Origin of the sequence: Lacticaseibacillus absianus (assembly GCF_013407595.1) — a bacterium.
Taxonomy (GTDB): domain Bacteria; phylum Bacillota; class Bacilli; order Lactobacillales; family Lactobacillaceae; genus Lacticaseibacillus; species Lacticaseibacillus absianus.
Genome location: NZ_JABEKX010000003.1, coordinates 17,584 through 40,354 on the forward strand (window position 1 = coordinate 17,584; position 22,771 = coordinate 40,354).

General features: G+C 56.8%; 37 protein-coding genes. All 37 read left to right on the plus strand.

The features are described 5' to 3' along the window. The first annotated feature begins 1 nt into the window (after position 1). The 37 genes from rplD (at position 2) to HII33_RS10840 (ending at position 22,717) form a co-directional block, all read left to right on the plus strand. Positions 2-625, plus strand: coding sequence for a 50S ribosomal protein L4 (rplD, locus tag HII33_RS10660; RefSeq protein WP_179395801.1), 624 nt, complete (start codon positions 2-4; stop codon positions 623-625). Beyond that, positions 625-909, plus strand: a complete 285-nt coding sequence (rplW, locus tag HII33_RS10665; RefSeq protein ID WP_179395802.1) for a 50S ribosomal protein L23 — start codon at positions 625-627, stop codon at positions 907-909. The genes rplD and rplW overlap by 1 nt, the downstream gene beginning before the upstream one ends. Before the next feature lie 30 nt (positions 910-939). Next, the gene (rplB, locus tag HII33_RS10670; protein WP_179395803.1) at positions 940-1,779 is read left to right on the plus strand and encodes a 50S ribosomal protein L2; all 840 of its coding nucleotides are present in this window, start codon (positions 940-942) and stop codon (positions 1,777-1,779) included. Positions 1,780-1,818: 39 nt separating this feature from the next. Then, the gene (rpsS, locus tag HII33_RS10675) at positions 1,819-2,100 is read left to right on the plus strand and encodes a 30S ribosomal protein S19 (RefSeq protein ID WP_125706066.1); all 282 of its coding nucleotides are present in this window, start codon (positions 1,819-1,821) and stop codon (positions 2,098-2,100) included. A 17-nt stretch (positions 2,101-2,117) separates the two neighbouring features. Then, positions 2,118-2,471: a 50S ribosomal protein L22 gene (gene rplV, locus HII33_RS10680; RefSeq protein ID WP_125706064.1), complete on the plus strand. Its 354-nt coding sequence runs from the start codon at positions 2,118-2,120 to the stop codon at positions 2,469-2,471. Between the two features lie 13 nt (positions 2,472-2,484). Continuing rightward, the gene (rpsC, locus tag HII33_RS10685; protein WP_179395804.1) at positions 2,485-3,147 is read left to right on the plus strand and encodes a 30S ribosomal protein S3; all 663 of its coding nucleotides are present in this window, start codon (positions 2,485-2,487) and stop codon (positions 3,145-3,147) included. A gap of 3 nt (positions 3,148-3,150) precedes the next feature. Then, positions 3,151-3,585, plus strand: coding sequence for a 50S ribosomal protein L16 (rplP, locus tag HII33_RS10690; RefSeq protein ID WP_179395805.1), 435 nt, complete (start codon positions 3,151-3,153; stop codon positions 3,583-3,585). Beyond that, a complete protein-coding gene (rpmC, locus tag HII33_RS10695) occupies positions 3,575-3,769 on the plus strand; it encodes a 50S ribosomal protein L29 (protein ID WP_005686721.1) in 195 nt (64 codons plus the stop codon). The genes rplP and rpmC overlap by 11 nt, the downstream gene beginning before the upstream one ends. A 20-nt stretch (positions 3,770-3,789) precedes the next feature. Next, positions 3,790-4,053: a 30S ribosomal protein S17 gene (rpsQ, locus tag HII33_RS10700; RefSeq protein WP_179395806.1), complete on the plus strand. Its 264-nt coding sequence runs from the start codon at positions 3,790-3,792 to the stop codon at positions 4,051-4,053. A gap of 32 nt (positions 4,054-4,085) precedes the next feature. Continuing rightward, positions 4,086-4,454 (plus strand): 50S ribosomal protein L14, encoded by a 369-nt coding sequence (gene rplN, locus HII33_RS10705; protein WP_125706056.1) that lies wholly within the window; start codon positions 4,086-4,088, stop codon positions 4,452-4,454. A 24-nt stretch (positions 4,455-4,478) separates the two neighbouring features. Next, positions 4,479-4,790, plus strand: coding sequence for a 50S ribosomal protein L24 (gene rplX / locus HII33_RS10710; RefSeq protein ID WP_179395807.1), 312 nt, complete (start codon positions 4,479-4,481; stop codon positions 4,788-4,790). A gap of 23 nt (positions 4,791-4,813) precedes the next feature. Continuing rightward, positions 4,814-5,356 carry a 50S ribosomal protein L5 gene (rplE, locus tag HII33_RS10715; RefSeq protein WP_179395808.1) on the plus strand — a complete coding sequence of 181 codons (543 nt, stop codon included), beginning with the start codon at positions 4,814-4,816 and terminating at the stop codon, positions 5,354-5,356. A 13-nt stretch (positions 5,357-5,369) separates the two neighbouring features. Further along, the gene (locus tag HII33_RS10720; RefSeq protein WP_054717680.1) at positions 5,370-5,555 is read left to right on the plus strand and encodes a type Z 30S ribosomal protein S14; all 186 of its coding nucleotides are present in this window, start codon (positions 5,370-5,372) and stop codon (positions 5,553-5,555) included. A 30-nt stretch (positions 5,556-5,585) separates the two neighbouring features. Next, complete coding sequence (rpsH, locus tag HII33_RS10725) at positions 5,586-5,984, plus strand: 30S ribosomal protein S8 (protein WP_179395809.1); 399 nt, start codon at positions 5,586-5,588, stop codon at positions 5,982-5,984. 30 nt (positions 5,985-6,014) lie between these two features. Beyond that, complete coding sequence (rplF, locus tag HII33_RS10730) at positions 6,015-6,545, plus strand: 50S ribosomal protein L6 (RefSeq protein WP_179395810.1); 531 nt, start codon at positions 6,015-6,017, stop codon at positions 6,543-6,545. A 42-nt stretch (positions 6,546-6,587) separates the two neighbouring features. Next, on the plus strand, positions 6,588-6,947 hold the full coding sequence (gene rplR, locus HII33_RS10735) for a 50S ribosomal protein L18 (RefSeq protein WP_179396019.1): 360 nt from the start codon (positions 6,588-6,590) through the stop codon (positions 6,945-6,947). Between the two features lie 21 nt (positions 6,948-6,968). Beyond that, the gene (gene rpsE, locus HII33_RS10740; RefSeq protein WP_179395811.1) at positions 6,969-7,472 is read left to right on the plus strand and encodes a 30S ribosomal protein S5; all 504 of its coding nucleotides are present in this window, start codon (positions 6,969-6,971) and stop codon (positions 7,470-7,472) included. Positions 7,473-7,483: 11 nt separating this feature from the next. Beyond that, the gene (rpmD, locus tag HII33_RS10745; protein ID WP_125706045.1) at positions 7,484-7,669 is read left to right on the plus strand and encodes a 50S ribosomal protein L30; all 186 of its coding nucleotides are present in this window, start codon (positions 7,484-7,486) and stop codon (positions 7,667-7,669) included. 32 nt (positions 7,670-7,701) lie between these two features. Next, positions 7,702-8,142, plus strand: a complete 441-nt coding sequence (rplO, locus tag HII33_RS10750) for a 50S ribosomal protein L15 (protein WP_179395812.1) — start codon at positions 7,702-7,704, stop codon at positions 8,140-8,142. After that, positions 8,142-9,455, plus strand: coding sequence for a preprotein translocase subunit SecY (secY, locus tag HII33_RS10755; protein WP_179395813.1), 1,314 nt, complete (start codon positions 8,142-8,144; stop codon positions 9,453-9,455). Before rplO ends, secY begins: the two co-directional genes overlap by 1 nt. Positions 9,456-9,476: 21 nt before the next feature. Beyond that, positions 9,477-10,133 (plus strand): adenylate kinase, encoded by a 657-nt coding sequence (locus tag HII33_RS10760; RefSeq protein ID WP_179395814.1) that lies wholly within the window; start codon positions 9,477-9,479, stop codon positions 10,131-10,133. A 138-nt stretch (positions 10,134-10,271) separates the two neighbouring features. Next, on the plus strand, positions 10,272-10,490 hold the full coding sequence (gene infA / locus HII33_RS10765; protein WP_054717703.1) for a translation initiation factor IF-1: 219 nt from the start codon (positions 10,272-10,274) through the stop codon (positions 10,488-10,490). A gap of 140 nt (positions 10,491-10,630) precedes the next feature. Continuing rightward, entirely contained in the window at positions 10,631-10,747 is a 117-nt protein-coding gene (gene rpmJ, locus HII33_RS10770; protein WP_125706037.1) for a 50S ribosomal protein L36, read from the plus strand. A 30-nt stretch (positions 10,748-10,777) separates the two neighbouring features. Next, positions 10,778-11,143 (plus strand): 30S ribosomal protein S13, encoded by a 366-nt coding sequence (gene rpsM, locus HII33_RS10775; RefSeq protein ID WP_179395815.1) that lies wholly within the window; start codon positions 10,778-10,780, stop codon positions 11,141-11,143. A 21-nt stretch (positions 11,144-11,164) separates the two neighbouring features. Next, positions 11,165-11,554, plus strand: a complete 390-nt coding sequence (rpsK, locus tag HII33_RS10780; protein ID WP_125706033.1) for a 30S ribosomal protein S11 — start codon at positions 11,165-11,167, stop codon at positions 11,552-11,554. Positions 11,555-11,620: 66 nt separating this feature from the next. Then, on the plus strand, positions 11,621-12,559 hold the full coding sequence (locus tag HII33_RS10785) for a DNA-directed RNA polymerase subunit alpha (RefSeq protein WP_179395816.1): 939 nt from the start codon (positions 11,621-11,623) through the stop codon (positions 12,557-12,559). A gap of 21 nt (positions 12,560-12,580) precedes the next feature. Further along, positions 12,581-12,961 carry a 50S ribosomal protein L17 gene (gene rplQ / locus HII33_RS10790; RefSeq protein ID WP_179395817.1) on the plus strand — a complete coding sequence of 127 codons (381 nt, stop codon included), beginning with the start codon at positions 12,581-12,583 and terminating at the stop codon, positions 12,959-12,961. A 366-nt stretch (positions 12,962-13,327) separates the two neighbouring features. Then, positions 13,328-13,618: a hypothetical protein gene (locus HII33_RS10795; RefSeq protein ID WP_179395818.1), complete on the plus strand. Its 291-nt coding sequence runs from the start codon at positions 13,328-13,330 to the stop codon at positions 13,616-13,618. 200 nt (positions 13,619-13,818) lie between these two features. Continuing rightward, positions 13,819-14,655 carry an energy-coupling factor ABC transporter ATP-binding protein gene (locus HII33_RS10800; protein WP_179395819.1) on the plus strand — a complete coding sequence of 279 codons (837 nt, stop codon included), beginning with the start codon at positions 13,819-13,821 and terminating at the stop codon, positions 14,653-14,655. Next, on the plus strand, positions 14,631-15,497 hold the full coding sequence (locus HII33_RS10805; RefSeq protein WP_179395820.1) for an energy-coupling factor ABC transporter ATP-binding protein: 867 nt from the start codon (positions 14,631-14,633) through the stop codon (positions 15,495-15,497). Before HII33_RS10800 ends, HII33_RS10805 begins: the two co-directional genes overlap by 25 nt. Continuing rightward, the gene (locus HII33_RS10810) at positions 15,490-16,284 is read left to right on the plus strand and encodes an energy-coupling factor transporter transmembrane component T family protein (RefSeq protein ID WP_179395821.1); all 795 of its coding nucleotides are present in this window, start codon (positions 15,490-15,492) and stop codon (positions 16,282-16,284) included. The genes HII33_RS10805 and HII33_RS10810 overlap by 8 nt, the downstream gene beginning before the upstream one ends. Positions 16,285-16,387: 103 nt before the next feature. Then, positions 16,388-17,143 carry a tRNA pseudouridine(38-40) synthase TruA gene (gene truA / locus HII33_RS10815; protein WP_179395822.1) on the plus strand — a complete coding sequence of 252 codons (756 nt, stop codon included), beginning with the start codon at positions 16,388-16,390 and terminating at the stop codon, positions 17,141-17,143. A gap of 28 nt (positions 17,144-17,171) precedes the next feature. Next, the gene (locus HII33_RS10820) at positions 17,172-18,341 is read left to right on the plus strand and encodes an MFS transporter (protein ID WP_179395823.1); all 1,170 of its coding nucleotides are present in this window, start codon (positions 17,172-17,174) and stop codon (positions 18,339-18,341) included. Positions 18,342-18,482: 141 nt separating this feature from the next. After that, positions 18,483-18,929 carry a 50S ribosomal protein L13 gene (gene rplM / locus HII33_RS10825; protein ID WP_179395824.1) on the plus strand — a complete coding sequence of 149 codons (447 nt, stop codon included), beginning with the start codon at positions 18,483-18,485 and terminating at the stop codon, positions 18,927-18,929. 13 nt (positions 18,930-18,942) lie between these two features. Continuing rightward, positions 18,943-19,335, plus strand: a complete 393-nt coding sequence (gene rpsI, locus HII33_RS10830; protein ID WP_179395825.1) for a 30S ribosomal protein S9 — start codon at positions 18,943-18,945, stop codon at positions 19,333-19,335. 178 nt (positions 19,336-19,513) lie between these two features. Next, positions 19,514-20,710: a hypothetical protein gene (locus HII33_RS10835; protein ID WP_179395826.1), complete on the plus strand. Its 1,197-nt coding sequence runs from the start codon at positions 19,514-19,516 to the stop codon at positions 20,708-20,710. Positions 20,711-20,878: 168 nt separating this feature from the next. After that, positions 20,879-22,717, plus strand: coding sequence for a muramidase family protein (locus HII33_RS10840; RefSeq protein WP_179395827.1), 1,839 nt, complete (start codon positions 20,879-20,881; stop codon positions 22,715-22,717). The last annotated feature ends 54 nt before the right edge of the window (positions 22,718-22,771 follow it).

Sequence of the window (22,771 nt, forward strand, 5' to 3'; positions counted from 1 at the left end):
AATGGCAAACGTTACTTTATACAAGCAAGATGGTTCAGAAAACGGCACCGTTGAACTGAACGACGCCATCTGGGCGATCGAACCAAACGAAAATGTGATCTTTGACGCAGTTCTGATGCAACGCGCTTCCCTTCGTCAAGGTACATCCAAGGTCAAGAACCGCCACGAAGTTTCCGGTGGTGGCCGCAAGCCATGGCGCCAAAAAGGGACCGGCCGTGCACGTCAGGGTTCCATCCGTAGCCCACAGTGGCGTGGCGGTGGGATCGTCTTCGGCCCTCACCCACGTTCCTACGCTTATCGCATCAACAAGAAGGCATACCGCCTGGCGATCAAGTCCGTTCTGTCCCAGAAGGTCACGGACGAAGGCCTCGTCGTTGTCGACGGCCTGAGCTTCGATGCGCCAAAGACCAAGGACTTCGCCGCAGCCCTTTCCGCCTTGAAGGTGAACGAAAAGGCTCTGGTCGTCCTTGAAGCCGGTAATGACAACGCCGCCCTGGCAGCGCGTAACTTACCGAACGTCAAGGTCATCCCAGCAGACGGTGTCAACGTATTGGATGTTGTCAACTACAACAAGCTGATCGTGACCCAATCTGCGCTCCAAAAGATTGAGGAGGTGCTTGCATAATGGAAGCACGCGACATCATTTTACGCCCGATCGTTACCGAGCAATCCATGGCTGCCATGGACGACAAGAAGTACACCTTCGAAGTTGCCCTGCACGCCGAAAAGACTGCTGTGCGCCGCGCCGTTGAACAGATCTTCGACGTCAAGGTCGCCAGTGTCAACATTGCGAACGTTCGCGGCAAAAAGAAGCGTCAAGGTCGTTTCGAGGGTTACACCCGTCGTCGTCGGAAGGCGATCGTGACCTTGACCGCTGATTCCAAAGAAATCAAGATCTTCGAAGACTAGATCCACTAATAAGCATAGGAGGGAACAAGCGTGGGGATTATTAAGTACAAACCAACCACCAACGGTCGGCGTAACATGTCTGGCTCTGATTTCGCAGAGATCACCAAGACGCGTCCTGAAAAGACGCTGCTTGAAAGCCAGAGCCACACCGCAGGCCGTAACGCGCATGGCCACATCACGGTTCGTCACCGTGGCGGCGGTCACAAGCAATTCTACCGGACCATCGACTTCAAGCGTCAAAAAGACGGCGTCGTTGCGACGGTCAAGGCAATCGAATACGATCCGAACCGGACCGCGAACATCGCATTGCTGCACTATGAAGACGGGGTCAAGACCTACATTCTGGCACCTAAAGGCCTGAACGTCGGCGATAAGATCGTGTCTGGCGAACAAGTCGACATCAAGGTCGGCAACGCGATGCCGCTGAAGAACATCCCAGATGGGACCACCATCCACAACATCGAGCTGAAGCCTGGTAAGGGCGGTCAGATCGCCCGCTCCGCTGGTGCTTCCGCCCAGCTTCTGGGTAAGAACGATGACGGCAAGTACGTCACGGTTCGTCTGGCTTCCGGTGAAGTGCGCATGATCCTGGCTGTGAACCGTGCGACCATCGGCGCTGTCGGTAACGAACAGCACGAACTGATCAGCATCGGTAAGGCCGGCCGCAAGCGCTGGTTGGGCTTCCGTCCGACCGTCCGTGGGTCTGTCATGAACCCTAACGATCACCCTCATGGTGGTGGTGAAGGTAAGGCACCTATCGGCCGTCCATCTCCACTTTCTCCATGGGGCAAGAAGACCCTCGGCAAGAAGACCCGGAGCCACAAGGCCAAGTCCGAGAAGTTCATCGTTCGTCACCGGAAGAACAAGTAATCCATTTTCTGAATTACATCGAATAAAGGAGGTCACACCATGGGTCGCAGTCTTAAAAAAGGACCTTTCGCCGACGCTCATCTGATGAAGAAGATCGAAGCGCAGGCAGATAGCGATAAGAAGACGGTCATCAAGACCTGGTCTCGTCGCTCTACTATTTTCCCAAGTTTCATCGGCTACACCATCGCCGTATACGATGGTCGTAAGCACGTCCCAGTTTACGTTTCCGAAGACATGGTAGGTCACAAGCTGGGCGAATTCGTCCCAACCCGCACCTTCCGTGGTCACATCAAGGACGACAAGAAGACCAAAGGACGCTAGAAAGGAGCACATGATTCATGGCTGAACAAATTACGTCTGCAACCGCTACGGCGAAGACAGTTCGGATTGCTGCTCGCAAAGCGCGCTTGGTAATCGACCTGATCCGTGACCGCGACGTTGCCGAAGCACTGGCAATCTTGGATTTCACGCCTCGCGCGGGTTCTCCAATTATCGCTAAAGTTCTGAAGTCCGCGATCGCGAACGCAGAACATAACTTTGACCTAGATGCTCAGAACTTGTACGTCAAGGAAGCCTACGTGAACGAAGGCCCGACCTTGAAGCGGTTCCGTCCGCGCGCCAAGGGTTCTGCATCACCGATCAACAAGCGCACCAGCCACATCACCGTGGTTGTGGCCGAAAAAGAAGCATAAGGAGGGATAACGCGTGGGTCAGAAAATCAATCCAAAAGGTTTCCGTGTCGGCGTCATTCGTGACTGGGAATCCAAGTGGTACGCAGACAAAGACTTTGCGAACTACCTTCACGAAGATATCAAAATCCGGAAATTCATCAGCGAAAAGCTGGCAGAAGCGTCCGTTTCTACTATTGAAATCGAACGTGCTGCAAACCGTGTGAACATCACTATCCACACCGCCAAGCCTGGTATGGTGATCGGTAAGGGTGGCGCACAGGTCGAAGCACTCCGTAAGGAACTCAACGACCTGACGAACCGCAAAGTTCACATCAACATCGTCGAGATCAAGAAGCCTGATCTTGACGCCAAGCTCGTCGGCGAAAACATCGCAGCGCAGCTCGAACAGCGTGTTGCCTTCCGTCGTGCGATGAAGCAAGCAATGCAGCGCACCATGCGTGCCGGTGCTAAGGGGATCAAGACCCAAGCCGCTGGCCGTCTGAACGGTGCCGATATTGCGCGTCGTGAGCACTACACCGAAGGGACCGTTCCGCTGCACACCCTGCGTGCCGATATCGACTACGCCTGGGAAGAAGCAACGACCACTTACGGTCAGATCGGGATCAAGACTTGGATCAACCGGGGCGAAATCCTCCCGGACAAGCCAAATCGTCCTCAGACGAAAGGAGGGAAATAATTCATGTTAGTACCTAAGCGTGTTAAGCACCGCCGCGAATTCCGTGGCAAGATGCGTGGTGCCGCTAAGGGTGGCAAAGAAGTGAACTTCGGCGAATTCGGCCTGCAGGCTCTGGAATCTCACTGGATCTCCAACCGTCAGATCGAAGCTGCCCGTATCGCGATGACCCGTTACATGAAGCGTGGCGGGAAAGTCTGGATCCGCATTTTCCCTCAAAAGTCCTACACCTCCAAGGGTGTCGGCGTACGTATGGGTAATGGTAAAGGTGCACCATCCGGCTGGGTCGCAGTTGTTAAGCGCGAAAAGATCATGTTCGAAATCGCGGGCGTTCCTGAAGAAGTTGCGCGCGAAGCCCTTCGCTTGGCATCGAACAAACTCCCTGTTCGCACAAAGATCGTGAAACGCGAGGAAGTAGGTGGCGAATCTAATGAAGGCTAAAGAAATCACTGCATTGACCACTGCTGAGATGCTCGACAAGGAAAAGCAGTACAAGGAAGAGCTCTTCAACCTGCGCTTCCAACAGGCAACTGGTCAGCTTGAAAACACCGCTCGCTTGAAGCAGGTTCGGAAGAACATTGCACGGATCAAGACGGTCCTTCGGCAGCAAGAACTCAATAAATAATCGGAAAGGAGACAATCACCTTGGCAGAACGTAATTCTCGTAAGGTTTATCAAGGCCGCGTCGTTTCAGACAAAATGGACAAGACCATTACCGTCGAAGTCAACACGTACAAGACTCACCCGGTATACGGCAAGCGCGTGAAGTACTCCAAGAAGTACTACGCACACGATGAGGAAAACACCGCAAACACCGGCGATCTTGTTCGCATCATGGAAACTCGTCCGATGTCTCGCAACAAGCGTTTCCGTTTATTGAACGTTGTCGAAAAGGCAGTTCGTATCTAATCTCGATATCGTGACGAAAGGAGGACCCATCCGTGATTCAACAAGAAAGTCGTCTTAAAGTGGCGGACAACTCTGGCGCCCGCGAATTACTGGTGATCAAAGTGCTTGGCGGTTCCTACCGCAAGACTGGTAACATCGGTGATATCGTCGTGGCAACTGTAAAACAAGCTACACCAGGTGGCGTTGTCAAGAAGGCTGATGTTGTGAAGGCCGTTATCGTTCGTACCAAGTCTGGTGCGCACCGTGCAGACGGTTCCTACATCAAGTTCGATGAGAACGCGGCTGTCATCATCAACGCCGACAAGAGCCCAAAGGGGACTCGTATCTTTGGACCAGTCGCACGTGAACTGCGTGACGGCGATTTCATGAAGATCGTTTCCTTAGCGCCCGAAGTTCTGTAATCTGACCTATAGGAGGTGCGAAACATGAAAATCAAAACTGGTGATAAAGTGCGTGTCATGCGCGGTAAAGACGCCGGCAAAGAGGGCACAGTGACCAAAGTGTTGCTCAAGGCTGACAAAGTCGTCGTCGAAGGCGTCAACATGATCAAGAAGCACCAAAAGCCAAACAACGCCAACCCACAGGGCGGCATTGTCGATCAGGAAGCGGCGATCCACGTGTCCAACGTGATGCTGCTCGATCCAGAAACCAACAAGCCAAGCCGGATCGCTACGACGATCAAAGACGGCAAGAAAGTGCGGATCGCCAAGAAGTCTGGTTCCGCGCTCGAAAAATAATCAGAAAGGAGGACTAATCTCGTATGACTAACCGTTTACAAGACCGTTTTACCAAAGAAATCGCACCTGCTCTGGTTGAGAAGTTCAGCTACAAGAGCACGATGCAGACCCCGAAGATCGAAAAGATCGTGCTGAACATGGGTGTTGGTGACGCGACCCAGAACGCGAAGAACCTCGACGAAGCCGTTGAGGAGCTGAAGCAGATCTCTGGCCAGCAACCGCTCATCACCAAGGCGAAGAAGTCCATCGCGAACTTCCGCCTGCGTGAAGGCATGCCGATCGGTGCCAAGGTCACGCTGCGTGGCGAACGCATGTATGACTTCCTGGACAAGCTGATCAACGTGTCCCTGCCACGTGTCCGTGACTTCCACGGGATCTCCGCCAAGTCCTTCGACGGGCGTGGGAACTACACCCTGGGTGTCAAGGAACAACTGATCTTCCCTGAAGTGGATTACGACAAAGTGAACCGCGTTCGTGGGTTGGATGTTGTCATCGTCACCACTGCAAACACTGATGAAGAAGCGCTCGAACTGCTGAAGCAATTCGGGATGCCATTCGCTAAATAAGGGAGGGACACACTTGGCTAAGAAGTCCATGATCGTGAAAAACAACCGGCCTGCAAAGTTCGCAGTGCAAGAATACACACGCTGCCAACGTTGTGGCCGCCCACACTCCGTTTACCGGAAGTTCAAGCTCTGCCGGATTTGCCTTCGCGAATTAGCACATGCCGGCCAGATCCCAGGCATGCGCAAAGCTAGCTGGTAAACCACTACTCAGTCAAAGGAGGTTAAATCAATGGTCTTGACCGATCCAATCGCAGATTACTTGACCCGCATTCGTAACGCCAACATGGTTCGTCACGAATCTCTGGTCGTACCTGCATCTAAGATGAAAATCAACATTTCCGAGATCTTAAAGTCCGAAGGCTTCATTCGTGATTATGAAGTCATCGAAGACGACAAGCAGGGCATGATCCGTCTCTTCCTGAAGTATGGGAAGAACAACGAACGGGTCATCTCCGGTTTGAAGCGTATCTCTAAGCCAGGCTTGCGTTCTTACGTGAAGTCTAACGAAGTGCCCAAGGTACTGAACGGCTTAGGCATCGCGATCCTTTCCACTCCAGAAGGCGTGATCACCGACAAAGAAGCCCGCGCGAAGAACGTTGGCGGCGAAGTGCTCGCTTACATCTGGTAATACAACACATTCAAAAGGAGGTGCCCACAAGTGAGTCGTATTGGTAATAAAGCTATCACCGTCCCAGCTGGTGTTGAGATCAAGCTGGACGGCGAAAACATCACCGTTAAAGGGCCTAAAGGCGAACTGACTCGCCATTTCGCCCCTGAAATCGAAATGCACCAGGAAGGCGCTGAGATCACATTCACGCGTCCTGACGATTCTTGGAAGGCGATGCACGGCACGATGCGTGCGAACCTGAACAACATGATCGTTGGTGTGACCGATGGCTTCGTGAAGAAGCTCAAGCTCGTCGGGGTCGGCTACCGTGCCCAGAAGCAAGGCAAGAAGCTTGTTCTGGCCGTCGGTTACTCCCATCCAGTCGAGATGGAAGCCCCTGCAGGCGTTGAATTCGATGTGCCAAGCAACACCGAGATCAACGTGTCCGGGATCTCCAAGCAGGTCGTCGGTCAGTTCGCTGCCGAGATCCGCGCGGTCCGCTCCCCAGAACCTTACAAAGGCAAGGGTATTCGCTACGTTGATGAATACGTTCGTCGTAAGGAAGGTAAGACTGGTAAGTAGTCGTTAGACAATTCCTAAACAAGAAAACAAGAGGTGAACATTGTGATTTCCAAACCAGATAAAAACAAAACTCGGCAACGGCGTCACGCGCGTGTCCGGGGTAAGATTTCTGGTACGAGCGAGCGCCCACGCTTGAACATTTTCCGTTCTAACAAAAACATCTACGCGCAATTAATTGATGACGTAGCGGGTGTGACGCTAGCAAGTGCCTCCACTCTTGATAAAGAAATTGCTGCTTCCGACAGCAAGACTGAAGCGGCCGCTGCCGTTGGTGCCCTTGTGGCGCAACGCGCGGTTGCTGCCGGTCACAAAGTTGTGGTCTTTGACCGTGGTGGTTACCTCTATCATGGTCGCGTGCAGGCGCTCGCTGAAGCTGCACGTGAAAACGGCCTTGAATTCTAATCAAAGGAGGATAACCAACACATGGCATCATACATTGATCCAAACCAACTTGACTTAGAAGACCGCGTCGTTGCGATCAACCGGGTCACCAAAGTTGTCAAAGGTGGTCGTCGGCTGCGTTTCGCAACCATCGCGATCGTCGGCGACAAGCACGGTCACGTCGGCTTCGGGACCGGTAAGGCGCAGGAAGTGCCAGAAGCGATCCGCAAAGCGGTCGAAGACGCCAAGAAGAACCTGATCGAAGTGCCGATCGTTGGGACCACGATCCCTCACGAGGTCATCGGTCACTTCGGCGCTGGTGAAGTGCTGCTGAAGCCAGCCGTTGAAGGTTCCGGGGTTGCCGCTGGGGGCGCCGTTCGTGCCGTCATGGAACTCGCCGGCATCGCAGACGTTACCAGCAAGTCTCTGGGTCGTAACACGCCGATCAACATGATCCGTGCAACCATCGCTGGCCTTGAACAGCTCAAGACCATCCAAGAAGTTGCCGATCTCCGCGGCGTGTCCGTTTCTCACTTACAAGACTAGGAGGGCACATAATGGCTCAATTAAAGATCACGTTGACCCGCAGTGCTGCTCACCGGTTGCCGAAGCAACGTACGATTGTGAAGGAACTCGGTCTTGGTCGGGTGAACAGCTCTGTTGTAAAGCCTGACAACGCAGCCACTCGTGGTGCGATTTTCCAGATTTCCCACTTGGTTTCTGTTGAAGAGATCAAGGACTAAACGACTAATCAGAAACGGAGGTGTCCTAGAGTATGAAGTTGCATGAATTAAAGCCAAGCGAAGGTTCTCGTCACCACGGCAAGCGCCTGGGTCGCGGTACTTCCAGCGGTCAAGGTAAGACGGCGGGTAAAGGCCAAAAGGGTCAACTGGCTCGTCAGGGCGGTAAGACGCGCCTTGGGTTCGAAGGTGGCCAGATGCCACTGTTCCGGCGTATGCCAAAGCGCGGTTTCAAGAACATCAACCGCAAGGAATACGCGATCGTCAACCTGTTGGACCTCAACAAGTTCGAAGATGGGACCGAGATCACGCCAGCACTGCTGGTCGAATCCGGCCTGATCAAGGACGAAAAAGACGGCATCAAGCTGTTGGCGAATGGCCAACTCGACAAGAAGCTGACGGTCAAGGTCAATAAGGCATCTGAAGCTGCTGTTGAAGCAGTGAATGCCGCAGGCGGTTCGATTGAGGTGATCTAATGCTGAAAACCCTCATAAACGCGCTCAAAGTGAAGGAGATCCGTAATAAGATCCTGTTCACCTTAGGCGTTTTACTGGTTTATCGGTTAGGTGCTCAAATCTCGGTTCCAGGGGTCGACGCATCCGCGTTGACTAAAATCAGTGAGACTGGCTTGATCCCACTGCTCGACACCGTCAGCGGTGGTGGCTTAGCGAACTATTCGATTTTCTCCATGGGGGTTTCACCATACATCACGGCTCAGATCGTTGTTCAACTGTTGCAGATGGACATCGTGCCTAAATTCGTTGAATGGAGCAAGCAGGGGGAAGTTGGTCGCCGCAAGCTGAACCAAGTCACGCGTTACCTGACCATCATCCTGGGCTTCTTCCAGGCGGTCGGCATCACCGCTGGGTTCCAGACGTTGTCCGTTTACGGACTGGTCAAGAACCCGACCATTCAGACCTACGTCGTCATCGGGATCATTTTGACCGGTGGGACGATGCTCCTGACTTGGTTGGGTGAGCAGATCACCGACAAAGGGGTCGGCAACGGCGTTTCGATGATCATCTTCGCGGGGATCATCGCCCGGATGCCAAGTGGCCTCTACTCACTGTTCAACGATAACTGGACTAACAATGATCCCGCGGACCGCTGGCAGGGTGTGCTGTTCATGCTCGGGCTTGCGATCATCTTGATCATCGTGATCACGTTCGTCACCTGGGTCCAACAGGCCAACCGGAAGATTCCGATCCAATACACGCGGCGCGTGACCGCGGCGGGGAGCAACAGCTACCTGCCCCTGAAGGTCAACGTTGCGGGGGTTATCCCCGTGATCTTCGCCAGTTCCTTCATCGTGACGCCACAGACCATCTTGATGGCCTTCCAGGCGAAGCACAGCGGTGACGGCTGGTATCAAGTCATGACGAACATCTTCAACATGCAAAAGCCGGCCGGGACGGCGATCTACACCCTCCTGATCGTGCTCTTCACCTTCTTCTACGCGTTCGTTCAAGTCAACCCAGAAAAAGTGGCCGAGAACCTGACCAAGCAGGGGAGTTACATCCCAGGCGTTTGGCCAGGGAAGGAAACTGAGAAGTACCTGTCTGGGGTGCTGATGCGTCTGTCCACCGTGGGCGCCCTGTTCCTGGGTGTCGTCGCCCTGCTGCCGCAGCTGGCGTCGAACATCTGGGGCTTGCCGCAATCCATCGGGCTGGGCGGGACTAGTCTCCTGATCGTCGTCATGACGGCCATCGAGCTGGTGCGTCAGTTGAACGGGTTGCTGATGAAGCGTGAGTACGTCGGCTTCATCCGCGATGATCTCGTCAAAGACTAACAATATTGAGGAGGATGCAACGTGAATCTCATTTTAATGGGACTTCCCGGTGCAGGTAAGGGGACGCAGGCGGAGCGTATCGAAGCCGCGTACCCGATTGCCCACATCAGTACAGGGGATATGTTTCGTGCCGCGATGGCGGCCGGAACTGAGTTGGGACTGAAGGCCAAGTCTTACATGGACGCAGGCGCATTGGTCCCAGACGAAGTGACCAACGGGATCGTGAAGGACCGCTTGGCGGAACCCGACACAGACGCCGGGTACATGCTTGATGGCTTCCCGCGGACGATCGCTCAGGCCGAAGCGCTTGAGCAGATCACGACCGACTTGAACAAGCCGGTCGACGCGGTGATCAACATCGCCGTGGCCCCTGACGTCTTGGTCGATCGCCTGTCCGGCCGCTACATCTGCAAGACCTGTGGGGCAACGTACCACAAGCTCTACAACCCGACCAAGGTCGAGGGGACTTGCGATCGCTGCGGGGGCCACGAATTCTTCCAGCGTGAAGACGACAAGCCTGAAACCGTGAAGAACCGCCTCAAAGTAAACATCGAAATGAACACCCCACTGCTTGACTTCTACCAGCAACGCAAGCTGCTGTTCAACGTCAACGGGGACCAAGACATCGACTTGGTATTTGCAGAGATCCAAAACATCCTGGCCACTGTTGCAAAGTAGAGGACTCGCCTTTGCCGCATTTCCTGACTGTTTTCAAAGTCCAGACTTTATGGTACAATATCGCGGTATGTGCGGTGAGTGCCAGTGGCCTCACCCTTTTCGCGCGTTAGAACCAAACATCTAGGAGGAATAACTTCAGTGGCAAAAGACGATGTAATCGAAATTCAAGGCACCGTGGTCGATACGTTACCGAACGCGATGTTTAAAGTCGAGCTTGAAAACGGCGCGACGATCCTGGCACACGTGTCAGGCAAGATCCGGATGCACTACATCCGCATCCTGCCGGGCGACCGGGTGACCGTGGAGCTGTCGCCGTACGACCTGACCAAGGGCCGCATCACGTACCGTTTCAAGTAGTTTGCCAGAGTGCGAGCTGGGGCGGGTGAGCCGGTCGGCTAGCGGACGACACGCAAGGTAGGCAGCGCCTGCCGCAGTGTGTTGACGCTAGACGCGCGGCTCAGTCCCAGCGAGCACGTTTAAGAGGAGGCTTAAAAATCATGAAAGTACGCCCATCTGTTAAAAAGATGTGTGAGCACTGCAAAGTGATCCGCCGCAAAGGCCGTGTCATGATCATTTGCCCTGCTAACCCGAAGCACAAGCAACGCCAAGGCTAAACCCAATAATATATAGGAGGTGTCACTCGTATGGCTCGTATCGCTGGTGTCGACTTACCACGTGGTAAGCAAATCGTTATTGCCCTGACCTACATTTTTGGGATCGGCAAGACCACCGCTCAAAAGATCCTGAAGGAAGCAGACGTCGCTGAAAACGTCCGCGTTGAAGACCTGACCCCGGACCAGGAAGATAAGATCCGTGCAGCCGTTGACAACGTCAAAGTTGAAGGCGATCTGCGTCGTGAAGTCAGCTTGAACATCAAGCGGCTCCAAGAGATCGGCTCTTACCGTGGGATCCGCCACCGTCGTGGTCTGCCTGTTCGCGGTCAGAACACCAAGAACAACGCACGCACCCGCAAAGGTAAGAAAGTTACCATTGCCGGCAAGAAGAAATAACTAAAAAGGAGGTAAAATTCGATGGCAGCACGTAAAACAACTCGTAAGCGTCGTGTAAAGAAGAACATTGAGTCCGGTGTGGCACACATCCACTCCACGTTCAACAACACGATCGTCATGATCACCGACCCTCGCGGTAACGCGATCGCCTGGTCTTCCGCCGGTTCCCTGGGCTTCAAGGGCTCCCGTAAGTCCACGCCTTTCGCCGCGCAGATGGCCGCTGAAGCAGCCGCAAAGGAATCCATGGAACATGGGATGAAGTCTGTTGAAGTGACCGTTAAAGGCCCTGGTTCTGGCCGTGAAGCTGCGATTCGTTCCCTCCAAGCAACTGGGCTTGAAGTGACTGCGATTCGCGACGTAACACCAGTTCCTCACAACGGTTCCCGTCCTCCAAAGCGTCGTCGTGTGTAATTGTCACCAACGACGAATGTCGAAGGGGCAAGGTTCACTTCTCGTTTTGAAAGGGGTACAGACTAGATGATCGAATTTGAAAAGCCGAACATCACCAAAGTTGACGAAAGCACCAACTACGGCAAGTTTGTGGTCGAACCGCTTGAACGCGGCTACGGCACCACGTTGGGTAACTCGCTGCGTCGCATCCTGTTATCCTCTCTGCCTGGTGCTGCGGTGTCCAACATCCAGATCGATGGTGTGCTCCACGAGTTCTCCACGATCGACGGTGTGCTGGAAGACGTCACCCAGATCATCCTGAACATCAAGAAGCTCGCTTTGAAGATGAACACGGATGAGGACAAAACCGTCGAGATCGACGTCACCGGTCCTGCGACTGTGACTGCCGCCGATATCGTGACCGACAGCGATGTTGAAGTGCTTAATCCTGAACAGTACATCTGTACCGTTGCAGAAGGCGGTCGCTTCCACGTGCGCATGACGGTCCGCACCGGTCGGGGCTACGTGCCAGCAGACCAAAACAAGAGCGACGACATGCCGATTGGGGTATTGCCTGTCGACTCGATTTTCACCCCAATCAGTCGGGTCAACTACCAAGTTGAAAGTGCTCGCGTTGGTCGACGCAACGACTTCGACAAGCTGACTTTGGATGTTTGGACGAACGGTTCGATCTCTCCGCGCGAAGCGATCAGCTTGGCTGCGAAGATCCTGACCGAACATCTCGACATCTTCGTCAACTTGACCGATGAAGCCAAGAACGCCGAGATCATGGTTGAGAAGGAAGAGACACACAAAGAGAAGATGCTCGAGATGACGATCGAAGAGCTCGACTTGAGTGTTCGCTCCTACAACTGCTTGAAGCGTGCTGGGATCAACACGGTTCAGGAGTTAACCAACAAAACAGAAGCCGATATGATGAAGGTGCGCAACTTAGGCCGCAAATCACTTGAAGAAGTGAAGAACAAGTTGTCCGACTTGGGTCTGGGTCTGCGTAAAGAAGATTAATCTCGAAAAGGAGGCCAATCCATGAGTTACCGGAAATTAGGGCGTACGAGCTCTCAACGTAAGGCATTGCTTCGCGATCTCACGACGGATCTGATCATCAACGAACGGATCACGACGACCGAAGCACGCGCCAAGGAGATCCGCTCCACGACGGAAAAGATGATCACCTTGGGTAAGCGCGGCGATCTGCACGCTCGCCGTCAGGCCGCAGCATTCCTGCGCAACGAAATCGCGAGTGTCAAGGAAGAAGGCGACCAGGTCGTCGTTCAGTCCGCACTGCAGAAGCTGTTCGCCGACGTGGCACCACGCTACGCTGAACGCAACGGTGGTTACACTCGCATCATGAAGACGACTGCTCGCCGCGGCGACGCTGCGCAGATGGTCATCATCGAACTCGTCTAATTCAATAGACTGTTCGCTGTTTTCAAAACCGAGCTGACCCCTGTGGCCAGTTCACTTTGATCATTTGATCGATGGAGCGTTACGATGTTGGCTACCTTTTGGTATGGGCGCATGCCCCAGGCTTCGGCCTGCCGAGTCTAGCTTGCGAGCACCGGGCGACCGGTGTCTCCATCTCAAATGATTTTTTACATACTGGGCGAGTCGCATGCGGCTCGCTTTTTTGCTGCCAACGCGGCCCGCCGGCAGGTTGTTACATCTGTGTGAGGCGCTGTCGTTGACCAATCCCTAGGTAAGTTGATACCGTGAAAGTAGGTCTTTATGACCTGTTGTAGGTGGATGTGCGGTTAGCTGAAAGGAAGGATCGAAATGACGGACAAGTCAGTGCCACCGGTCAAGTCGGTGCAGATGCTACAGAACCTTTTTTTGCTGGTCACTTTCGAAGATGGTGAGAAACGGTATGTGCGCAGTCCTGTGAGCGCGCAGATGGTTGCTCGTGGGCGTCAGCGTAAGTGGGGCGAGCTCCTGCAAGTGGGCGCGGCCAACTATGTCGGCGGCAACGCGATCCAGCTCAAAGCTGATAACGTGTTTGCAGTCAACCAGGTCGAGTATGACGGTAATGCGTTGTATCGCGACGGCCGGCGATCCTACATAGTGTGAATTGACGTGGTCGTCCATGAGGTGATTTGGCGAGGTCGGGCCGACGTCCTCGCCTTTTTGGGTTGCCTGCGGTGCCACAGTCTGAAGCATCACCGGCGCGATGGTCCGCGGAGAAGTGATACAGAGACGGTTTCTGCGGCAAGACAGGGGCAAATATGCTATCATGATTCTGTCATGCATTTACGGAAAAGAGGGACTTTATGCTACCGGCGATCGCTGTTTCGCATCTGAATTATCAGTATCCAGACGCCGAGCGTCTGGCACTTCACGACGTCTCATTCACGGTCGCGCCCGGGGAATGGGTCGCGATCATTGGCCATAACGGCAGCGGCAAATCGACGCTGGCCAAAAATCTCAACGGACTGCTGGCGCCGGCGGCCGGGACAGTGGTCGTCGGCGGACTGACACTCAGCGAGTCGACGGTGTGGGACATTCGCGCCAAGGTCGGTATCGTGTTCCAGAACCCGGATAATCAGTTCGTCGGGGCAACGGTCGCCGATGATGTGGCGTTCGGACTCGAGAATCGCGGGGTGCCACGTGAAGAGATGCTGGTCCGCGTGGCGGACGCATTGGACGCCGTTGGCATGCGCGACTTTGCGACGCGGGAGCCGGCGCGGCTCTCTGGGGGCCAGAAGCAACGGGTCGCGATCGCAGGGATCATCGCCCAGCGCCCGGACATCATCATTCTCGATGAGGCGACGTCGATGCTGGATCCGGCCGGGCGCACCGAGATCGTGCAGCTGATCCAGCGCTTGCGCGCGACGACCCAGCTGACGGTGCTGTCGATCACCCATGACATCGATGAGGCGGCCAGTGCTGACCGGGTGATCTTGCTCAACGACGGCGAGATTCGCACGGTCGGCACGCCGGCCGAGATCTTCGCTTTTGGCCCCGAGCTGTTGAAGCTTGGGCTGGACGTGCCTTATCCGGAGAAACTCAAGGCCGCACTGGCGGCCCGCGGGGTGGCGATGCCGGCCCACTATCTTGATGCGGAAGGCTTGGGAGACTACCTATGGACATTACATTCGACCATGTGAGCTTCACCTACCAGGCCGGGACCCCGTTTGCCGGTGATGGGCTCAAGGACGTCACGACGACGATCCGGGACCATAGCTACACGGCGATCATCGGGCACACCGGCAGTGGCAAGTCCACTTTGCTCCAGCACCTCAACGCGCTGCTCAAGCCGACCCAAGGCACCGTGACGATCGGGGATCTCACCATCACCCCAGAGACCAATAATAAGCACCTGCGACCACTGCGGCAGAAGGTCGGCATGGTCTTCCAGTTCGCCGAAAACCAGCTGTTCGAACAGACGGTCGCCAAGGACATCGCCTTTGGTCCGAAGAATTTCGGGGTGCCGGAGGCAGAGGCATTGGCGCTAGCCGAACGGATGGTCCAGCTGGTCGGGTTGCCTGAGGAGGTGCTGGCGCAGTCGCCGTTCGACTTGTCCGGTGGGCAGATGCGCCGCGTGGCGATCGCCGGGGTCTTGGCGATGCAGCCAGAGGTCTTGGTGCTCGACGAACCGACGGCAGGGCTCGACCCAGCCGGGCGCGCCGAGATGATGACGATGTTTGCCGAGCTGCACCGCACGCAGGGGCTGACGATCGTCTTGGTCACTCACCAGATGGATGACGTCGCCGACTACGCTGATTCGGTGTTGGTGATGGACCGCGGTCAGCTGGTGCGCCAAGGCACGCCCCGTGAGGTGTTCGCCGAGACCGAATGGCTACGGGCGCACTCGCTGGGGTTGCCGAAGACGGCCGTGATGGCCGAACAGCTCGCTGCGCGCGGTTTCCAGTTCGACCCGCTACCGCTGACGGCCGACCAGCTTGCGGACCAACTTCTGCCGCAGATCGGGGGTGCCGCGCATGAATAAGCTCCTGTTGGGCCGCTACCTGCCCGGCGACTCCTGGCTGCACCGGTTGGATCCGCGGACGAAACTGATGGCGAGCTTCTACTACATCGCGATCATTTTTCTCGCCAATAACTGGCAATCTTACCTGATGATGTTCGCGGCCACGATGGTGATGATCGCTGCCTCGAAGCTCAACTTGGGCTTCTTCCTGCGCGGGGTGCGGCCGATGATCTGGCTGATCCTCTTCACCGTTGCGCTGCAGATCTTCTTCACTAAAGGCGGGCCGGTCTACTGGTCATGGGGATGGTTGGCGGTCACCCAGTTCGGGTTGACAAACGGGGCCTTCATCTTCCTGCGCTTCGTGCTGATCATCTTCGTCTCCACCCTGTTGACGCTGACGACACCGCCTTTGGCCTTAGCCGATGCGGTCGAATCACTGCTGCGGCCGCTGCGCAAGATCGGCGTGCCCGTCACTGAGCTCGCCTTGGTTCTGCAGATCGCGCTGCGCTTCGTGCCGACGCTGATGGATCAGACCACCAAGATCATGAACGCGCAACGTGCGCGGGGGGTGGATTTTGGGACCGGCAACCTGTTTCAGCAGATGAAGGCCGTCGTGCCGCTACTGATCCCGCTGTTCGTGGACTCCTTCGGCATCGCCGAAGATCTCGCCACGGCGATGGACGCGCGCGGCTATCAAGGCGGCGACAACCGCACTAAGTACCGCATCTTGCAGTACCATCCACGTGATGGCTACGCGGGGCTGGCGATGGTGGTGCTGACCGTAGCCTTAGTCTTCCTGCGTGCCTAGTCGCGTTCAAGCCAACGAGCGCCAAGCCGGCGAGGTGAGGGAACTTCGCCGCTTGGCGCTATTTGGTCGTTACCACTCAGACTCCGATGAAAGAGGCCTCACGATGCATTACAAACTGACACTCGCATACGATGGCACGAATTTTGCTGGCTATCAGATCCAGCCGCATCAGCGGACCGTGCAAGGCGTGCTTCAAAAGGCACTGGGAAAGATGGCCAAGGTCGAATCGATCCATGTCGATGGCTCCGGGCGCACGGACTCCGGGGTGCACGCACTGGGCCAAGTTGTCTCCTTCGACTACCCCGGGGCGCTGCCTGCGCAGTCGATGCTGCGCGCGATGAACTCGCTGATGCCGCTGGACATCGAGATCCTGAAGGCCGAGATCGTGTCCGCGAGTTTTCACGCCCGCTACTCGGCGCAGGGCAAGCGCTACCTGTACCGGGTGGCGCGCGGGCGCTTCACTGATCCGTTCAACCGGTTGTACACCGGCCATTACCCGTACCCGCTGGACTTGAGTCGGATCGAACTCGCCCTGCAGGACGTCGTGGGGACGCACGACTTCACGAGCTTTGCGGCCAGCGGTGGCGTGATCGAGGACAAGGTGCGGACAATCTATTCGGCGACGGTGCGTGAAGACACGGCTCACCACGAGGTGATCTTCGAATTCTACGGGAACGGCTTCTTGTACAACATGGTGCGCATCCTGGTCGCGACGCTGCTGGAGATCGGCAATGGCCGGCGACCGGTCCACGACTTCGAGCGGCTGTACGCCGTGCGTGACCGCCAGCAGGCCCGGGGAACGGCGCCAGCGTCGGGGTTGTACCTCAAGGAAGTGATCTATCCCACTGATACGCCGTGACGCGGCGCAGGGGGTGAAAGGCGGACGAATGCAAAAAGATAAGACCGGTTGGTTGATGCTGGGGGTGGTGTTGATCGGGGCCAATCTGAGGCTTCCGATCACGATGATGCCACCGCTGTTAGGCCGGCTTGAGGCGAGCGGGGCGCTGCCGCCGGCGCTGGCCGGGCTGGTGACCACGCTCCCTTTATTGGCTTTTGCGCTCGCTTCTGCGGGCTTGGGCCGCTTGGGAGCGCGTTGGGGTCAGGGCCAGGTCTTGCTCGGCGCGGCGGCCTTGCTAGTGGTCGGCAACTACCTGCGCGTGCTGCCGCACCCGCTCGCCCTGCTCGGCGGGACGGTGCTGGTGGGGTTGGCGATCACCGGCGGCAACGTGTTGTTACCGGGGTTGATCAAATCAGCCTTCCCGCACCGCATTGCGCTGATGACGACACTGTACACGACCGCGATGGGGTTGGTCGCCAGCTTGGGGACCGGCACCGCCGGCGTGTTGGCCCAACGGCTCGGTGCAGCCGGCACCATCGCCGTGCTGAGTACAGTCAGTGTCTTGGCTCTGGGCGTCTGGTTGCTGGCCTGGCCACGCGACCACGGCCAGGCCGTGACGCACCAGGCGCTGCCGCGGGTCACCCGCTCGCGGAGCGCGTGGCTTGTCGCCGGGTTCTTTGGCTTGCAGTCACTACTGTATTACTCGTTGCTGACCTGGTTGCCGACCATCTGGCAGCAAAGCGGCTTCTCGGCCGTCGCCGCCGGTAACCTCGCGACGCTGTTTCAGCTTGCCGGGTTGCCGATGACGGTGCTGACCCCGAGTTTGGCAGAGCGCCGACACGGGGTCGCGACCTTAGTCGGGCTGATCGCTGGCGGGTTTGGGCTCGGGTTGCTCGGTGTGGCGCTGATGCCGGCCGTCTTTGCCTGGCATGCTGCCTTGGCGCTGGTGATGGGGGCGGCAAGCGGCGCGGCCTTCTCGATGTGCATCGTGTTTTTTCAGCAAAAGACGACGGCGCCGGCGGTCACAGCCGCCTTGTCGGGGATGGCGCAGGCCGGCGGGTACCTGCTCGCGGCGCTGGGGCCGGTCGGTTTCTCGGCCTTGGCGACGGCCTTCGGCTGGACCGCAGTGCTATGGGTCTGCCTCGCCTTGAGCGTCCTGCTCGGGGGCTGTGGCTGGGCCGTCATGCGCAGTCCCCAAGTCGATTCCCCGGTGGACTGAAAATTTTGACGAAACGCCTTGGGTCAGATTGACTTATTGCCTCGTTTTTGGTAAGTTAGTATCTGGTATTGTTTGCCCCACGATAAGCCCCGGAAACTTATTACGTGTCAAACAAGCACAGAACATTGGAGGAAACAAATCGTGCGTACAACATTTATGGCTAAGCCAGGCGAAATTGAACGTAAATGGTATGTTATCGACGCAACGGACATCAGCCTCGGCCGATTGGCATCCGTCGTTGCGACCATCCTGCGCGGCAAGAACAAGCCGACCTACACCCCACACGTTGATACCGGTGACAACGTCATCGTCATCAACGCTGCTAACTTGAAATTAACCGGTAACAAGGCAAGCGACAAGATCTACTACCGTCACAGCCAACATCCAGGTGGTTTGAAGCATGAAGTAGCTGGCGATCTGCTGAAGAATGACCCAGCTCGCTTGGTCGAATACGCTGTCAAGAAGATGCTGCCTACCAAGAACACGCTTGGTCACCAGCAATTCATGAAGCTGCACGTTTATGCGGGTGAAGAACACCCACACGAAGCGCAGAAGCCAGAAGTACTCGACATCACCAACCTAATCTAAGGAGGATACAACTGTGGCTCAAGTATCTTACAGCGGCACTGGTCGCCGCAAAAACTCCGTTGCCCGTGTGCGTTTGGTTCCTGGTAACGGCAAAATCACGATGAACGGCAAGGACGTCCACGACTACCTGCCATATGAAAACCTGATCCTCGACCTGACCCAGCCGTTCGGCATCACCGAAACGACCGGCCAGTACGACGTTCTCGTTAACGTTAATGGCGGCGGCTTCTCCGGCCAAGCCGGCGCGACCCGTCACGGGATTTCCCGTGCGCTGCTCACCGTTGACCCAGACTTCCGTGGCCCGCTGAAGCGTGCCGGTATGCTGACGCGTGACCCTCGTATGAAGGAACGTAAGAAGCCAGGTCTGAAGAAGGCCCGTAAGGCTAGCCAGTTCTCCAAGCGTTAATTCGCGGAGAGTGCGACTGCAAGTAAGCATCCACATTTGGTGGGTGCTTTTTTGTTGGGGTCAGTTGGGGCGTCAGGGCAGCTGACCGGGGATCAAACTTATCGATCGCATTCGCGCTAGCCGACCGTGTATGCTTATAAAAGGAGCGTTGCCCAAGCCCAAAATGAGGTGTGAAGCATTGTGTGAGTCGACCCATGTATCAACGCCGTTAGACCCGAAGCTGGCCGATCAGGTCAAGGTCGGAGTCGAGATCGAGCGGCTGCGTGTCGATCCGAGTGATCGGCTGAGTGACAAGCCGTTTCCAACGCGGCTGGCTGCTTGGCTGCAGCCGTTCGTCAGCCGCGAGTATTTCAATGCTCAGATCGAATTCGCGCTACCGCCGCAGGCTGATGCGGCGGCTAATGTTGCCCAGATCAATACCGTCATTGCGGCGACCGCTGCGGCGCTGGCGCCAGATGAGCGATTGTGGACGTACAGTTGCCCGCCACCCCTGCCACGGGACTTGTCTGCGGACTTGATCTCGGTCGAGCCGCGTACCAGTTACCCCTACCGCCAGGCGTTGCGTCAACGTTACGACCTGCGGCGGCTGATGAACAGCGGGGTGCACCTCAACATCAGCTTCGGCGAGCCAGCACTCGCGGCACTGCAGGCGCGGACCGGTCTGCGGTCACCTGACGCGTTGTACCTGCATGTCGCCCAGCAATTCATGGTGTCCCGCTGGTTGTTGATCTATCTGTTTGGCGCGACGCCGATCAGCTTCGCGGGTTACTTGAAGGACCCGATGATCGCGCTGCCGGTCCGCAGTTTACGCAACAGCGCGTTAGGGTTCCCGACCAGCATCCGGGGGAACTACCACAGCCTGGCGGGCTATGTCACCAGGATCGAGACAGCGGTCGCGGCGGGGACGCTATTGCAGCCGGGGCAGTACTACGAGTCAGTTCGGCTCAAGAGTGAGACGGGTAAGGCCCCCAAGCGGCTTTTGACAGACGGGATCTCCCACCTCGAGTTGCGCACCTTCGACTTGAACCCGATGACGATCGGTGGTGTGACGGTCGACCAGTTGCGACTGATCCAGCTCTTGGCCGTCTACCTGGCAGCACGCCCACCCCTGACCGAAGCCGCCTTCGATCAGGCGCTCGAGGTGAGCCGCCAGTTGAGCGAAGCGGTCGCATGTGAAGACCCGCGGGGGCCGTCTGTCTGTCAGGCACAAGGACTTGCCCTGGTAGATGATTGGGCGGCTTGGTCGCGATGTAACAGCTTTGCAGCGGCGGACCAGGCGCGGATCGCGCGCGTGCGGTCCGCGTTGACTGATAACCGCCAGACGCTGGCCTATCAGGTCTTTGCCCGATGCCAAGCCTCACACGCCGGGCAATGACATCAAGGGTGGGCAAGTCGGCATATTGCCCGGGCAATAATGGGTGGGGCGAGGCGCGGTTGCGCAGCAGGCGATTTTTTCGATCGCTGTAATGGTTTTGTCACAAAATCAGATTGTCCACCATGTTAAACTGGAAATAGTTAAAAAAACCTTAACAGGAGGTACGACATGCAGAAGACGAAGACGCCGGTGATGCTGGCAGGGAAGGTCCTGCAATCGAGTAAGACATGGTGTCTCGCCACGGTGGCGCTGACGGCTTTTTCCGTTCAGACGAAACTCAACCAAGGCAAGACTGTCCACGCGGCTGGGACCAAGGCCGTGCAAGGCCAGGCAGCGCCGCAGACGCAGGCGACCAGCGTGCCGCTGACGACTTCGGCGACCAATAGTGCGTTGACGCAGGCGATCGCCCAGATGCAAGCCAGTAGTACGGCCACATACAGTGCGAAGGTCTCGACCTTCTTGAACCGAATCATGGTGGGGAGCATCAACGGCTGGGGTACTTGCCGCGTGCTACCATCATTGACGGCTGCCCAGGCGATCCTCGAAAGTGGCTGGGGTACCTCCAAGCTTGCGACACAGGCGCATAACCTGTTCGGGATCAAGGGCAGCTATAACGGACAGAGTGTCACGATGCCAACGCAGGAGTTTTATGGTGGGGCGTACCACACGATCAATGCGGCGTTTCGGGCGTATGGGTCCGAGGCGGAAAGCGTCATCGACCATGCGCAGTTCTTGATGGCAAATAGCCGGTACGCAGCAGTGCTTGGGCAGACCGATGCGGTCGTCGCGACTCGTGCGATCTACGCCGCGGGCTATGCGACAGATCCGAGCTACCCGACGAAGCTCCAGAAGCTGATCAGTAGCTACAATCTGACCGCGTGGGATCGGTTGGCGTTCACCTTTGGCGGCCAGCAGGCGGCGAATCCGCCGGCCTCTGGTAGCGCGGGCAGCAGTGCGACCACCAGCACCGTGTATGTGGTCAAAGCGGGCGACACGCTGACGGCAATCGCGGTCCGCTTCGGCACGACGGTCAGCGCGATCGTCAGTGCGAACGGCCTGAGCAACCCGAACAAGCTGAGCGTTGGCCAGAAGCTGACGATCGGCACCAAACCGACGAACACGACCACCGGGGGCGCCTCGAGTAGCACGGGAAGCAGCAGTGCCAGCACCGTGACCCCACCGACGCCGAGCACGACTGCCGTGACCTACGTCGTCAGAGCCGGTGACACGCTGTACGCGATCGCGACCAAGAACAAGACGACCGTTGCGGCCCTGGTCAGTCTGAACGGGTTGAAGGATCCCAACAAGTTGCGCGTCGGCCAAAAGCTCACGCTTCGCCGAACGGCGACCACGACCCCAACGGTGACCACGCCGAGCAAGACACCGGCCAAGCCGACGACGCCAACGAGCACGGCGGCGACCTACACAGTCAAGCGCGGGGACACGCTGTACGCGATCGCGCTGAAGTACAAGACGACGGTCGCGGCGTTGGTCAGCGCTAACGGGTTGAAGGATCCGAACAAGTTGAGTGTGGGGCAGAAGCTCAAGGTCAACTCGACGAGCACGAGCACCGTGAAGGCGGTCGCTCAACCGGCGACACCAGCCAAGGTAACGCCGGTTAAGCCAGCGGTCCCAGCGAAGACGACGAGTTCGACGGCCAAGGTCAGCCTTTACACCGTTCAGCGCGGGGATACGCTTTCGGCAATCGCACGCAAGTTCAAGACGACTGTGGCGGCGTTGGTCAAGGCCAACAATATCAAGAACCCGAGCTATATTTATGTGGGTGAGCAGCTTAAGCTGACGACGACAGTCACGGCGCCGGTCGTCACGGCCAGTGGCACGAAGCAGGTCACGACGACGAAACAAGTCACCTACACGGTCAAACGCGGGGATACGCTGTATGCGATCGCGGCCAAGCATGGCACGACCGTGGCGGCGATCACGAAGGCGAACAACATCAAGAACGCTAGCTACATCTACATCGGCGAACAGCTGAAGATCGGCTGAGGCGTCAGCACACGACAACAAAGGACCGGCCAAGGCCGGTCCTTTGTTGTGCAA